The following is a 13998-nucleotide window of genomic DNA, read 5'->3' as shown; positions in this document are numbered from 1 at the left end:
CCCCCTTTAGCGTTCTAATATGCCAACAGCCAGGGCTTTATTGCTGCGCAAAATTTCTTTTACAGGTTGCGCCTGCGCCTCACCGCAGCGGATCAGCAGCACAACCTCCCCGCTTTCATTCCTGTCCCGGCCGGCCAGGGCTAGGGACCGCCTTTTTCTCTGGCTGATAATAAGGGATACTACCAGGCCAAAACCCGTCCCGGCAAACAAGCCGATCAAGCCCCAGACAATAGGTCCCCAGTACCAAATAAATCCATATATTGTCGCCAACACCATGGTTGCAGTGCCAAACGCCAGCGAGCCGCCCAGAAGGCTGGTGCCGTCGGTATCGCTGATTGAATCGAAGATGTGGGCAGTTACCTGCTGACGCTCCAGCGGTACGGCAACAATGCTGGTCTGGCCTAAACCTAATTCCGCCAGTTGAGCCAGGGCTACTTCCAGATAGAATGAGTGATTATAGGTTGCGAAAATATACATAATCCGGCCTTCCATATAACTGGAATTTATCCTTGAATACCTGTTCTAAAACGCCCGCCTCGGCCCGCGGCTGTTTAGAGCGGCCAGGGGCACTAACCTGCAGCCAAGTACTTGATTACAGGGGCATAATAAAATCTGCGTCCTGATAGTCGCAGCGGAGAAATTGAGCCTGCTCCCGGTTAAACAGCTTGTTATATTCCACACAATGCTCATAAGCATCAAAAATTGCGAAACAGTAAATGGAAGGGAGAAACAACAGCCATTCCGGGTCAGTGGCCAGTGTTGCCTCCCCAAAGCGGCCGAGCACAGTCAGATGAACTGCCGGCAGAAATCCTGACTTAAATACGGTCACAAGCCAGGCTATAATCAATACCACCGCCGTACTAAGACGGGTCGTATAGATATGGCCCAGCCCCGGCATCAACGCCGACCAGGCAATAGCCATATACGGCAGCCGCTTGTCCAAAAGGTTAATCCCCAGGCCGTTGATGATCTGCGGCCTGATACTGAGCGGCTGATTACGGCTGATAAGAGCCACCTTATTCAATTCAATCGTCAAACGGTAGCTGCACCAGATGCCGATAATGTACATGGGACAATACAGGAGCAGCCAGCGGGTATCCAGCACGGCCGCGCTCATTTCAAACCTGCCGGTGAAAGCGTAGATGATAGCTAAATTCAGGTTCGAGTTAATATTAATAACAAACTCCCAGATCACCAACAGGTAGCCTTTCACATAGCTGCCCAAAGCAATGAAGCCAAAACCGGGAAACGCGGCCGACCACCACGCAACCAGACCGGGGGAACGCCGGTGAATAACAGCAATATTATAATAGGCAATATTGGCACTTTCGCGCCGGGCAATTCTGGCCATAGCTGTCTTCCTTCCGGCTTTCCCCAGCCTCTAAGTGTATGCTGCCCTTAATTCCAGCGTTTTTCCACCTGTACATCTTTAAAATAATGAGTGACAATCTCTTCCGGTTTTTTGCCGGCTTTCGCCATACTATGAGCACCCCACTGGGACATGCCGACACCATGACCGTAACCTTTGCCGGCAAAGGTTACACTATCTTCACTTACTTCAATCTTGTCCAGCAGCATGGATTTTAGCTTAGTGCTGTCTAAGGCAACTCTAAGTTCAGGTCCGGAAACCTCAACCGCCTTATTGACCATAAGCATTGTCGCCCTGCCGGATGGACCTTTCTGCGTAATTTGGATACTGCTGATGTCATTTACCTGTTTATCCAGCTTCTTCATCGCGGCAATAACCGCTTCTTTCGGAAAAACGACTGTCCATTTTTTCACATCGGCCGGCGCCAGGTCATCCGGTGACTGCACCGACTGGATATAGGGCGGTTCAGCCTCCCGGTAATTCAGCCCTTCTTTGGCAGTGGCTGTAACCCCGCCCGCAGAGGCGTGGAACCAGCCTTTAATGGGTTTTCCCTGATGGGTAATTACCATACCGCGCGTCATTTCCACCGCTTTTTTCACATTATCGTTCACATCCCTGGCACTATAGGCCTGAAACTCCTTAATATCAGTCGAAGCCTGAGTGCCCCGCTCGGGAACCCCGCCCTTGGTGTCAATGGCTTCAACGGTAAAGGTACGGGCTATGATCGCCTGGGCGGCAAGCGCCTGTACCGGCCAGTCGTTCTTCATTTCCCCGGCCACAACCCCGGCAATATATTCTTCCATCTTCATGGTTTTCTTTTCCCCTGTTTCATGCATAAACACAGTAATCTCCGGCTCAGTCTGCGGGGCTGCCGGTTCGGGGAGTGCCGCATTGGGCATCGGCGGGGTTTCAGGTTTCTGCTGCGGCTGATTATTGCAGCCTGCAAGCACCAGACACACAAACACAGTCAGGATTAAAAAAACAATACTTTTTCTGTTCATTGTACATCCACCTCACTAAAGATTTACTTCTTTGTTATTATGGCAAATGAAAGCCGGTTACATACATTTCCAAAAAGTTAACACAATCATTACAAAGTTTTACCGGTTTCTGAATTATAATGGAGATAACCAATACTCGGTTACCCCCGGGAGGTATTTTTTATGCAGCTTAAGCTGCCGCCGTTGCTAAAGGCCGTATATAACACTATTGCAGCATTCAATACACTCGCGCTCCCCGCCGGCAGCCTGTCTTTGTTTGGCGGGCCGCAACCGCCCCTGCCGGCCGGTACAGCGGCAGATTTAAAAGAAGAGCTGATAAGGATTATTAAAAATAAAAAAATTTCCCCGGTGTATCAGCCTATCGTTAATCTGAGTACAGGGGAAATTATGGGATTTGAAGCTTTGAGCCGGGGTCCGGCAGACAGCCCGCTCCACTATCCGCTTGAACTTTTCCGGGTTGCTGTCGAACATGGCAAACTGCTGGTCCTGGAACAGATTTGCCGGGAAGCGGCAGTCAGTCATTTAACCGGCCTGGGCAGGAATCAGCGATTATTTCTCAATATGAATGCCGAGGTTATCAAAGACCCTGATTTCCGCGGTGGTCTGACGAAAACCATTGTCATCAGACAAGGTCTTAATCCCGAGCAGGTTACGTTTGAGCTTACGGAGCGCACAGCCATTACCGACTTTGACAGCTTCAGCAAATCACTCAACCATTACCGGACCCAAGGCTACAGTATAGCTATCGACGACGCCGGCGCAGGCTATTCCAGCCTGCAGTCCATTGCCGAACTCAGGCCAAATTATATCAAACTTGACCGCTCAATTGTCCATGATGTCGATAAGGATCCGCTAAAACAGGCCATGTTAGATGCCATGACCGGGCTGGCTGCCGTTATTCACAGCAAGGTCATCGCCGAAGGAATTGAAACAGCTGACGAGCTGGCTATATTAATCAGCAAAAGGGTTCACTACGGTCAGGGTTTTTTCCTGGCGCGGCCTGGTTTCCCACCCCCTGAAATATCGCCGGAGGTGCTTGAAATGATTGCCGAGTACAATTTCCAGGATGTGCAGTCTAAATCCCGCGCCCGCAAAGGGCTTGGGGTTAGCATCGGCGAAATTGTCGAACAGGTCCCTGCCATTCAGCCGTCCACCGTTGTCAGTGCGGTTGAGGATATATTTACGCGGGAGCAAACCAGCGGTATCGTTATTGTCGAAGGCGATCGCCCGGTTGGCTTGCTAATGAAGAATAAATTGTATTATCAATTAGGAACCAATTATGGCATTTCCCTCTATTACCGCCGCCCGGTTGAGCGGGTTATGGATAAACACCCGCTTATTGTCAAGGCGGAGCTCCCGCTTGAGACTGTTTCCCAAATGGCAATGAGCCGGAAGGATTCTCATCTCTATGACTTTATTATTGTCGTAAAAGACGAAGTTTTTATAGGCGTCGTATCGATTATGTCTTTGCTTAACAAAATTACCAACCTGCAAATCCGCCGGGCCCACAACTCCAATCCGCTTACCGGCCTGCCGGGAAACTGGGTAATTGAAGACCGTCTAAAAGAACTTGTTGAGACCAGCGAGCCTTTTGCAGTTATGTATCTTGACCTTGACAATTTTAAGGCGTACAATGATAAATATGGCTTTGAGCGCGGCGATAAAGTGCTGCTCCTGACCGCACAGGTTTTAAGCCGCAGCATCGGCAAGTCCGGATCTACCGATGACTTTCTCGGCCATATTGGCGGTGATGATTTTATTCTCATTACTAAACCCGATAATGTTCCAGCCCTTGCTGCCAGTATAATCAAGTTATTTGACCAGGAGATCAAAGGTCAGTATCATGCCGCTGACCTGAGCAAAGGTTATTTAGAGCTTAAAAATCGCAAGGGCCAGCCTGAGCGCTTTCCCATTATGACCATCTCCCTTGCCGTCGTAACTAACCGGGTACATAAGTTTACCAATTACCTGGAGATAATAGAGGCAGCCGCTGAGCTTAAAAAACTGGCGAAGCAGCAGACCGGTTCCTGCCTGGTTTGCGATCGCCGCAGCGCCGCTACGCAGCCCCAGCCGCATACAGATTAACAGACAACGCGCCGCTCTTGTTTGCAACATTCGTAAGCAATGAACGCGGGCGTTTTTTTGCTTAGCAGAATTAACACCCCCTTAACCTGTCGTTAACAGTTTCGCCCGTAAAATCTGCTAGAATAAAAATGAGATTAATAACGAGGTGAACAATATGTCGGCAAAAATTTTATTAGTCTCAGCATCGATGGGCTCCGGCCATACCCAGGCAGCCCAGGCGATTCAGACGGCTCTGGAGAGTCAACAGCCGGCGGTCTCGCAGCTGGTTGATTTCATGGCTGGTCAGAATTCGTACCTGAATACGCTGGTAAAAGATGCTTACCTCAAAATGATTGATATCTTTCCCGATATGTATGACCTATTGTACCGGTTATCGCAGATGCCGCTGCCGGGCAGTAAGGTGCAGAGCCTGCTGGCTATAGCCATGAAGCGCAGTATGCTTACCTTGATTAATACCTATCGGCCTGACGCTATTATCTGTACGCATCCGTTTCCCTGTGGCGCTGCCGCCTATCTGAAGCGCACCCGGCGAGTCAACGTGCCGCTGATTGGTGTCATTACTGATTTTGCCATTCACCGGCTTTGGTGCTACGACGAAACTGACTTATATTTTGTTGCCACCCCTGAACTCAAACACCGGCTGGCATTGCAAGGCATTGCCCCTAACCGCATTTATGCCACAGGCATTCCGGTCGGCCCCAAATTTTGCCGCCGGCCTGAACCCTTTGAGCAGGCGGCCATACGCAGTGAACTCGGGTTTGCCAACAATGATCCGGTTGTTCTGATGATGGGCGGCGGCCTGGGAATGGGCGATCTTGAGCAGGCGGTCCATACCCTGGATGCCTTACCGCTGCCGCTCAACTTAATCGTTGTCGCCGGCCGCAACGCCACACTGCGGCGCAGTCTCGCCGCTCAATCCCAGACGCTTGTCCACCCGGTCAAAGTCCTTGGTTATACCCGGCATATACCGGAATTAATGGCAGCTGCCAATTTACTTATCACCAAACCAGGGGCACTTACGATCAGCGAAGCTCTCTCCGTCCAGCTGCCCATGCTCCTTTATCAGGCTATACCCGGCCAGGAAGAGGAAAATGCAGCCTACCTGACCAGAAAAGGAGCCGCACTATGGATTGAACACACACACGCCCTGGCAAATGCTGTCTATGAATTGATAACGACACCGGAGCGATTAAGCTATATGCGGGAGATGGCCGCCATGCTTGGCCGGCCGGCCGCCGCCCAAACGATTGCAACCACAGTCTGGCAAGTACTGTCTCCCGCAGGAGCGGCTGTTTCGCGTTAACAAACCGGCGGTCTTGCCTGATTTGAACTGGGAGGAGATGACTATGAAATCAGTGTCATTACCCGTGCTGCAGGCAGATCTGGCAGGAGCCAACCTGCTGCTGGCTATTGCCAGTCCCTTTCAAAGCTTGTTTGACCGCCCCAGTATAACCCATGAATTTCTCAACAGACAAGCGATTATCATTTTGAATAATGATGGCTTTACCCATTGCGCCAAATTCCTGCAGCGGTTCCTTACCGAACTTAATGCCGGTGTGCAGTGGGCGGACAAAGGCTGGAAAAATGTCAGCCATTACTACGAACCACTGACAGGTAAGGGGTTATGGCAGTTTGCCACCGCCCTTGATAGTTTCTCCGTTTACTTTAGAGCGGCCTTAACCAGCGCCAGGCAGCATGATTTTGCTAAAACCGCGTTCCTGCTGGGGGCGGCTGCGCATTTGCTGCAGGACCTGTGTGTGCCTCATCACGCCCGGGCCAGGCTCTTCTCCGGCCATAAAGAATATGAAAGCTGGGTCAAAATCAATCATGCCGCCTTCGCGGTAGACAGCCAGGGTCTATATCCTGACAACAACGATCCCTACCGGTTGCTGATCAGCAATGCACTGGCCGCGGCCGATTACCTCGAATGGCTGACAGAAGAGAATTATACCCGCTTTCATACAGTAACCACCCACCTCTTACCCCTCGCCCAGCGAACAACAGCCGGCTTGTTTGCACGCTTTTTCACCCTGGCCGGCATTGAAAGTGACTCAAGGGGACGGTTCTCTTGAGTCACTTTTTTCTCCCTGGCTGAGCGCCGAAAAAACCGTTAGTGAACAAGGTCATTGCCTGACCTAAGGCGAATACCTATAAAAATATTCTTATTTGGACATCACATTGGTAAAGGAGGTATTTTGCCTGTGTCAAACACGGAAGCAGAATTGAAATTACGCCTGGCTGACCCAACCTGCCTTGAGCGTTTGTTAGCATCACCGCTGTTGGCAGAACTATCTGCCCAGCCGGCCACTACCCAGCGGCTTGAAACCACCTATTACGACACTGCTGATCAGCGTCTGCTCAAATCACGCCTGTCTTACCGGCTGCGTCGGGCCGACGGGCAGTGGACGGCGACCGTCAAAGCGGACGGCACCAGTGACGGCGGACTTCACCAGCGCCAGGAGTACAACTCTCCGGCCGACGGTCCAGTCCCCAGCATTGAACCATTCCTGACCACAGATATTGGCGAACGCCTAGCGGCAGCAGCCGGGTCCAGCCAGTTAGAACCTATATTCAGCACTAGCTTTGAACGCTATCAGCTGGATATCATTACCCCAGGCGGCAGTTGCATCGAAATGGCGCTGGACAATGGCCATATTTGCGCTGGCGCCAAGCAGCAACCAATTTTAGAGCTGGAGCTTGAATTAAAAACAGGCCATCCACGGGATTTAATTTGGCTGGGAGCGGCTTTAGCGGCCGAGCATGGGCTATTGCCGGAACAAAAGAGCAAATTGTACAGGGCAACCTTATTGGCCGGTCTGGCTGATGATCTGGGTCACGATACGCCGCAGCCCTCGCCCCTGAAAAAACAGAGTGCCGGCCTGCCGGCCGGCAAGGTGCTCAGCCAACTAATTGTTTTCACGATTCACCAGGTGATCGCAGCGCAGCAAAGTTACATAAACCATCCCGACCAGCCTGAAACTCTGCATAACTTCCGGATAGCAACGCGCAAGCTGCGGGCGCTGCTCCATTTCACCAAACCGCTATTGAATACCGAGGAGTATTTGTTATGGCAGGATAAGCTGAATAGCTGGGGCAACAGACTGGGGGCTGTCCGCGATCTGGATGTGTTTAGCGCCGCCTGGGAGGAAATGACTGCTTACCTGGCGCAAATGCTCCCGCAAGCCGCAAGCAAATCAGGTTTGGCAGCATTAATTGACGCCAGACACCATGACGTAAGAAACAGCCTCCATTTGGCTGTCAGCAGCGGCCAGCTGACACCTGTGCTGTTAGGGTTATGGGCTTTTATAGAAACCTGGGCTGATAAAAATGCCGCAGAGGCAACACCAATCTGTAAAGATTTTTCTCTGGCCCGCTTAACGCACTGGCTGCAGCAGTTGCTGAGCCTCGGCGATGAGCTTGACCTGACCGACCTGAATGCCGTCCAGAAGCTCCGGACCGCCGGCAAACGCCTGCGTTATACTTTGGATTCCTTGTCTCCTATTCTGCCTGATAATACCCGTTTGCTCAGCAAACGCCTGGAAAAGCTGCAAGATATATTAGGCAATGTGCAGGATGTTGCCTACACACCGCCACTGCTGTATGAACTGGTTAAGGCTTCAGCCAGCCGGCTGACCCATCGCGAAGCCGGTCTTATCACTGGCTGGCAGCTGGCCAGATCAGCCACAGCGATCAATAACTGGCACAAGGTCTGGAACAAGGTAAAAAAAACAGCGTTAAAGCAAAAAAAACTAAAACTTAGCGATACCGCTGCTCCCCCAAAAAGAAGTCCTGAGATTTAGCTGTCTCAGGACTTCTTTCCTAGTGTCTTGGCCAGGTTATATTTTAGTTTTAGGGCGAGACAAAATGGCCAAGGGCAAGGAAGCGCCGACGACGCATACTGGAAGGGGTCTGCTAGGAGGGGCTGACGCCGCCATTGGCCATTTTGGCCGTCATCAAACTAAAAAGATAATGTGGTCAAGACACTAGTAGCTACTAATGGCCGCCGCCGGCCATCTTCCGTTGTATATATTTGCTGGGTAAGGCAAACATCAGATTAAATATCAGAATGGTAATGAGCAACAGGGCACCGGTGCCGTCAGCAACAGCTACCCGGTCAGGCACAAGACCGACAGCCATTACATACCACATATGCACAGCCAGGGTTTCCCCGGCCGCCATCACATTAAAGTCGGGTATTGTCCGGGATACTGTTGTGCCGGCGGTAAAAATCAAAATTGCAGTTTCCCCTAAAGCCCGGCCGGACGTCAGGGTAATGCCTGTAATAATACCGGGCAGGGCATTAGGCAGCACTACCCGCCAGATGGTCTGCCATTTAGTGGCTCCCAGCGCCAGGCTGGCCTCCCGGTAATGAGCAGGAACCGTACGGACCGATTCCTCGGTGACCCGCACCAGCACCGGCAGGTTCAGCAGCAACAGGGTAAGGGCCCCGCCGAGGATGCTGAACCCCATGCCAAACAGATTGACAAAGATAATCATACCGAATAATCCCAGTACAATCGAAGGCACGGTGGCCAGACTCTCGGTGCTTAAACGGATCATATCCGTCAGCCGGTCATTGCCGGCATACTCGGCTAAATAGATCCCCGCCCCCACAGCCACCGGAATAGAAAAGGCCATTGACAACCCCAGAATATAGAAAGAATTAAAGAACTGCGCCCCCACGCCGCCGCCGGCGTTAATATCGCTTGACATACCGGTAATAAAGTTCCAGCTTAAAACAGGCAGGCCTTTATACAGCATATAGCCCAGGAATACCACCAGTACCGCTAAGATAATGATTCCTGCCAGCCACATAACCGCTGTGGCGATTTTATCCTTAGTCCGCGCCTGCATCAGGCCATCCTCCTTGCTGCAATCTGTCTAATAATCAGGATCATGACCAGCGACAACAATAACAGTACCAGTGCCATCAGAAACAAAGAGTTGCCCCAGGCTGATCCAAACGGGGTATTGCCCATCTCGACAACGATTTCACTAGGCAGGGTTGAGGTTGGCATAAATAACGACCTGGCCATCTGCGGCGTATTGCCAATGACCATTTGCACGGCCATCGTCTCACCAATGGCTCTGGCCATTGCCAGAATAATGGCGGTAAGAATACCCGGCAGGGCCGACGGCAGCAACACCCTGGCAATGGTCTGCCAGCGGGTGGCTCCCAGCGCCAGGGAAGCCTCCTCCAGGGTTTTGGGCACAGCCCGGATAGCATCCTCAGAAATACTGATAATTGTCGGCAAAATCATAATGGCAAGGATTACGGAAGCTGTGAGCAGCCCAAACCCGGTACTTACCTGAAAAAACTCGCGTATAAACGGCACCAGTACGGTCAGCCCCACATAGCCATAAACAACAGACGGAATAGCAACATACAGATCAGTAGCCGGCCGCATAATCTCCCGCAGCCACTCCGGCGCAATCTTAGCCATGAAGATAGCCCCGGCCAGGCCAAGCGGCGCTCCAAACAATACCGCCAATACCGTGACGTAAAGCGAGCCCATGATAAAGCTTAAGGCCCCATAGCTTCCTTCGGTTGGATCCCATTTAGGCGATAAAAAAAATTCAATAGGACTTACTTCTTTAAAGGTCATTAATCCCTGCTGCCCGACAAATACAATAATCGATAAAATAATGATTGTCATTAATGAGGCGCTGGCAATAAACAAATAGCGCACATATCTGTCATAGGCCAGTTTAAGCCGGTGATCCCGGTCGGCAGCGGTAGTTGACATGCAGTCACATCCTGTCTAAAAAGTAGTTCTTATTCATTATACGGTATTCTGGCAGCCGGTTTTGTTAATCCCATGTTAAATTTGTGTTAATTTTATTATAGACATAAATCCAGCCGCTAATGTCAGAAGCAGGCTGCTTTTCTCCGGGAATGCACGATAATAAAAAAACTCTGACCGGACGTCAGAGTTTTTTTAGCTTAGCTACTGTTTCATTTTATTGATAGGCACAAAGCCGTTTTTCTCAGCATACGCTTCCTGGAACTCTTTGCTTGTTGCATAATCAATGAAAGCTTTTATCGCACCGGTCGGTTCGCCTTTAGTATACATACGGCCATAGGTAAATACCGGATATTTGCCGCTCACTACCTCATCAATGCTATATTTTACACCGTTATAAGCAAGAGTCTTGACTGACTGATCGGCATAGGCAGCATCAACATAACCGATTGCACCCGGTGTACTGCTGATAGCAGCTCTAACGGCCCCGTTAGAATCCTGGATAACGGCATTATCAGTAAAGGCTACGCCCTTGAGAACGATCTCGGAGATAGCGCCCCGGGAACCGGATGACTTGGCGCGATGAATGATCGTAATTTTTTGATCCTTGCCGCCTACTTCTTTCCAGTTGGTTACTTTACCGGTAAAAATATCTACATATTGCTGCTGGGTCAGGTTATCAACAGCCACATCGGTATTTACAATAAATACAAAGGGAATGCCTACAAGTTTTGTTTCGACAAGGCCTTTGTCTTTCAAGCTATCCTGCAGGGGTACGTCAGAGTTGCCAATATTGACAGAGCCTGCAGCTACCTGATTTTGGCCGGTAAAAGAGCCGCCGCCGGCAATATTTACGGTAACTTTAGCGTGTTTTTTCTGAAACTCTTCCTGGGCCGGTTTCAGGAACGGCAAGAGCGCGGTTGACCCAGATGCAGTAACAGTACCGGTTAACTCCGCCTGCGTTGCCGGCGCATCTTTGGCAGCCTCTTTTTGACCGCCACAGCCTGCTACTAAGCTAACGCCCAGCATCATTGCCAAGGCACCTGCCAATATTTTTCTGGAAAATTTCATTATTGATTTGACCTCCTCAAAGTTTGTACGCAACTTGCTTTTATTGTAAGACATTTGCCTGCCGGTTGTGTTAAGAGAATGTTAAAGGAATGTTAAGAAAATACCGGTAGCGGTAAACGATAATTTACGTTATGATTTGTAATAGTAATAAGGCCAGCAAATTAGTTTCCGGGGAGGGATGATCCATGTTTGCCCGCAGTCTCCGCAACCGACTGGTTGTATCGTTCTTAGCGCTTATTATCTTTACCCTAACAGCCCTTGGCAGCTATATCCTTTGGTTTTTCTACCAGCACAATATTGCCAGCCTCAATGCCGCCATGCTTAATCAGGGAAAAATTATTGAGGAACTCATCTACCGGGACATGGCCGGTCCCATCCAAAAGGCCCAGATTGATGAAAAGATAAAGGAACTTAGCTCCCGTATTGACTTACGGGTAACGGTCATTGATGCCACCGGCGCTGTGATTGCCGACTCGCAGCAGAGTCCGGTCCAGATGGAGAACCACAGCAACCGGCCGGAAATAGCCGAGGCGCTTGCCGGTAATAACGGCTATACCATTCGTACCAGCACCACTCAGGATAAATCACTGCTATATGTTTCCACGCCAATCTTTTTTCAAAATGAGATCACCGGCGTAGTACGGGTAGCGATGCCGCTTGACCATGTAGACGCCGGCTATAGAAAAATTTTATCGGCGCTGCTGGCAGCCAGCCTGCTGACATCGCTGGTGGCAATCGCGTTCAGCCTGGCTCTGGCCAACAAATATACCCGCCCTCTTGACAACATTATTCATACTGCCAACGATATCGCCACAGGGCAGTTAAATAAGCGGGTATTCATCAAAACAGGCGATGAGCTGGAGATCCTGGCTCATTCCATCAATAATTTAACCTCCAGTCTGGAGGACAAAGTTAATGATGCCCTGGCCGAGCACCGCAAGCTGCAGCTAATTCTGCAGAACATGGGTGACGCCGTCATTCTGCTTGACCGTTTTGGCAAAGTCACCACCGCGAATAACACGGCACTGACAATTTTCGGTATAACCAGCCAGATGCTGGGGCAGCACAATATTCAGGTAATCGGCAACAGTCTGTTAGACCAGGCGGTGCAAGAGACTATCCTGCAGAAAAAAAGTAAGAGTATTGACCTTAAAACCAATATTTATGGAAAAAAACGGGTTTTCCAGGTGTTTCTGGCCCCCTTTACCGGTAATGAAAAAGATGTTACCGGCGTGTTAACTGTATTTCATGATATAACGACACTGCAGGAAATGCATGACCGGCAGGCTGATTTTGTGACAAATGCCTCCCATGAACTGGCCACGCCCCTGACTGCCATCAAGGGCTTTGCCGAGACGCTGCTGGATGGCGCCCTTGCCCAGCCGGAGCTTAATGAAAAGTTTATCCGTATTATATACGATGAAGCGGACCGCATGCACAGACTGGTACAGGACCTGCTCAAACTGGCCCGGCTCAGCGCCCAGGAATACCGCGAACAAATTAAGCTGGATGCCGTCCCGGTGGGCCCCGTATTAGAGGCCGCCAAACAGGATTTAACCCCGCGCTGGCAGCAAAAAAATCATACCCTGCTGATAACAGGCGCCACAGAATCGCTGACTGCCCTCGCTCACCCGGACTGGCTCAAGCAGGTTATTGTCAATCTGTTGGAAAACAGTATCAAATATACTCCGGCCGGGGGTAAAATACTATTAACCTGCTGGCAGGAGGAGGGGCAGATAAAAATTAAAGTCAAGGATTCGGGCATTGGTATCCCGGCTAAAGACCTGCCCCTGATCTTTGACCGCTTCTACCGAGTTGACCGCGCCCGGGCCCGCACAGCCGGCGGTACCGGCCTTGGCCTGGCCATTGCCAAGTTTATTGTAGAAATGTTAGGGGGCCGGATCGAGGCGGCAAGCCTGGTGGATGTCGGAACGACGTTCACAATAACACTGCCGGCTTATGAGGCCGGCAACAACACCTAAAAAAGCCCTGCGTGTCTTGGCTACGCCGAAAAAGAAACCTGCTCCGGGCCGGCTGGAGCAGGTTTCTTTTTTATTTAACCAGTTATTTTTTTCGCCGTCTTTGCCCTGTCACTAAATAAATTGTCCATTCCGCAATATTAGTGGCATGGTCGGCAACCCGCTCCAGGTAGCGGGCAACGAAGATAAGCTGCGTGGCCTGCGTAATCGTTGTGGGGTCTTCCATCATATAGGTCAGCAATTCCCGGAATACCTGATAATAAAGGTCATCAACCTCATCATCATTCAGGCAGACCTGCTCGGCCAGCGGGATATCCAGGGTGATATAGGCATCCAGCGCGTCTTTAAGCATCTTTTGCGCCATTTGCGCCATGCGGGGAATATCAACAAGCGGTTTAATCAGCGGCTGATTGGCGAGACCTAATGTAATTTTGGCAATATCATAAGCATGGTCCCCCATTCGCTCTAAATCGGTAGTTATCTTAAGACCTGTGCCAATAATCCGGAGATCGCGGGCTATTGGCTGCTGTCTGGCGATTAGAACCATGCATTTATCTTCAATATCAACTTCCATTTGATCAATCTCATCATCAAGCTCCATGACCTTACGGGCCAATTCCACATCCCCTCGGGCCAGCGAAGCCACAGCATCATCAATGGCGCGGCCTACAGCGGTGCCCATATCCAGCAGATCCTGCCGCAGCTGTTCTAATTCCTGATCGTAGTTATGCCTTACTGTCATCTTTTGC

The 13998-nt window shown here is 50.6% G+C and carries 12 protein-coding genes; 5 read left to right on the top strand and 7 right to left on the bottom strand.

Annotation, left to right across the window (positions count from 1 at the left end):
• Positions 1-6: 6 nt before the first annotated feature.
• The 3 genes from ACZ481_RS02035 to ACZ481_RS02025 all read right to left on the bottom strand — a co-directional run bounded on the left by ACZ481_RS02035 (position 7) and on the right by ACZ481_RS02025 (position 2370).
• Positions 7-477: a hypothetical protein gene (locus ACZ481_RS02035; RefSeq protein ID WP_464768538.1), complete on the bottom strand. Its 471-nt coding sequence runs from the start codon at positions 475-477 to the stop codon at positions 7-9.
• Between the two features lie 115 nt (positions 478-592).
• Positions 593-1351 (bottom strand): hypothetical protein, encoded by a 759-nt coding sequence (locus ACZ481_RS02030; protein WP_464768537.1) that lies wholly within the window; start codon positions 1349-1351, stop codon positions 593-595.
• 47 nt (positions 1352-1398) lie between these two features.
• Positions 1399-2370 (bottom strand): SpoIID/LytB domain-containing protein, encoded by a 972-nt coding sequence (locus ACZ481_RS02025; RefSeq protein ID WP_464768536.1) that lies wholly within the window; start codon positions 2368-2370, stop codon positions 1399-1401.
• Positions 2371-2532: 162 nt separating this feature from the next.
• Here ACZ481_RS02025 and ACZ481_RS02020 point away from each other — a divergent pair, with 162 nt between their 5' ends.
• The 4 genes from ACZ481_RS02020 (at position 2533) to ACZ481_RS02005 (ending at position 8255) form a co-directional block, all read left to right on the top strand.
• On the top strand, positions 2533-4455 hold the full coding sequence (locus tag ACZ481_RS02020) for an EAL domain-containing protein (protein ID WP_464768535.1): 1923 nt from the start codon (positions 2533-2535) through the stop codon (positions 4453-4455).
• Positions 4456-4609: 154 nt separating this feature from the next.
• Positions 4610-5758: an MGDG synthase family glycosyltransferase gene (locus ACZ481_RS02015; protein ID WP_464768534.1), complete on the top strand. Its 1149-nt coding sequence runs from the start codon at positions 4610-4612 to the stop codon at positions 5756-5758.
• A gap of 43 nt (positions 5759-5801) precedes the next feature.
• Positions 5802-6527 carry a zinc dependent phospholipase C family protein gene (locus tag ACZ481_RS02010; protein WP_464768533.1) on the top strand — a complete coding sequence of 242 codons (726 nt, stop codon included), beginning with the start codon at positions 5802-5804 and terminating at the stop codon, positions 6525-6527.
• Between the two features lie 129 nt (positions 6528-6656).
• Positions 6657-8255, top strand: coding sequence for a CYTH and CHAD domain-containing protein (locus tag ACZ481_RS02005; protein ID WP_464768532.1), 1599 nt, complete (start codon positions 6657-6659; stop codon positions 8253-8255).
• A 193-nt stretch (positions 8256-8448) separates the two neighbouring features.
• Here ACZ481_RS02005 and pstA read toward each other — a convergent pair whose 3' ends face one another.
• The 3 genes from pstA to ACZ481_RS01990 form a co-directional block, all read right to left on the bottom strand.
• Positions 8449-9309, bottom strand: coding sequence for a phosphate ABC transporter permease PstA (gene pstA / locus ACZ481_RS02000; RefSeq protein WP_464768531.1), 861 nt, complete (start codon positions 9307-9309; stop codon positions 8449-8451).
• Positions 9309-10202, bottom strand: a complete 894-nt coding sequence (gene pstC, locus ACZ481_RS01995) for a phosphate ABC transporter permease subunit PstC (protein WP_464768530.1) — start codon at positions 10200-10202, stop codon at positions 9309-9311. The genes pstA and pstC overlap by 1 nt, the downstream gene beginning before the upstream one ends.
• 201 nt (positions 10203-10403) lie before the next feature.
• A complete protein-coding gene (locus ACZ481_RS01990; protein WP_464768529.1) occupies positions 10404-11270 on the bottom strand; it encodes a phosphate ABC transporter substrate-binding protein in 867 nt (288 codons plus the stop codon).
• Positions 11271-11455: 185 nt separating this feature from the next.
• Here ACZ481_RS01990 and ACZ481_RS01985 point away from each other — a divergent pair, with 185 nt between their 5' ends.
• Positions 11456-13252, top strand: a complete 1797-nt coding sequence (locus ACZ481_RS01985) for an ATP-binding protein (protein WP_464768528.1) — start codon at positions 11456-11458, stop codon at positions 13250-13252.
• A gap of 82 nt (positions 13253-13334) precedes the next feature.
• Here ACZ481_RS01985 and phoU read toward each other — a convergent pair whose 3' ends face one another.
• The gene (gene phoU, locus ACZ481_RS01980) at positions 13335-13991 is read right to left on the bottom strand and encodes a phosphate signaling complex protein PhoU (RefSeq protein WP_464768527.1); all 657 of its coding nucleotides are present in this window, start codon (positions 13989-13991) and stop codon (positions 13335-13337) included.
• Positions 13992-13998: the final 7 nt, after the last annotated feature.

It is taken from the genome of Sporomusa intestinalis, assembly GCF_055383785.1.
The sequence above is the reverse complement of the archived record's forward strand: the minus strand, read 5'-3'. Positions and strand labels throughout refer to the sequence as shown.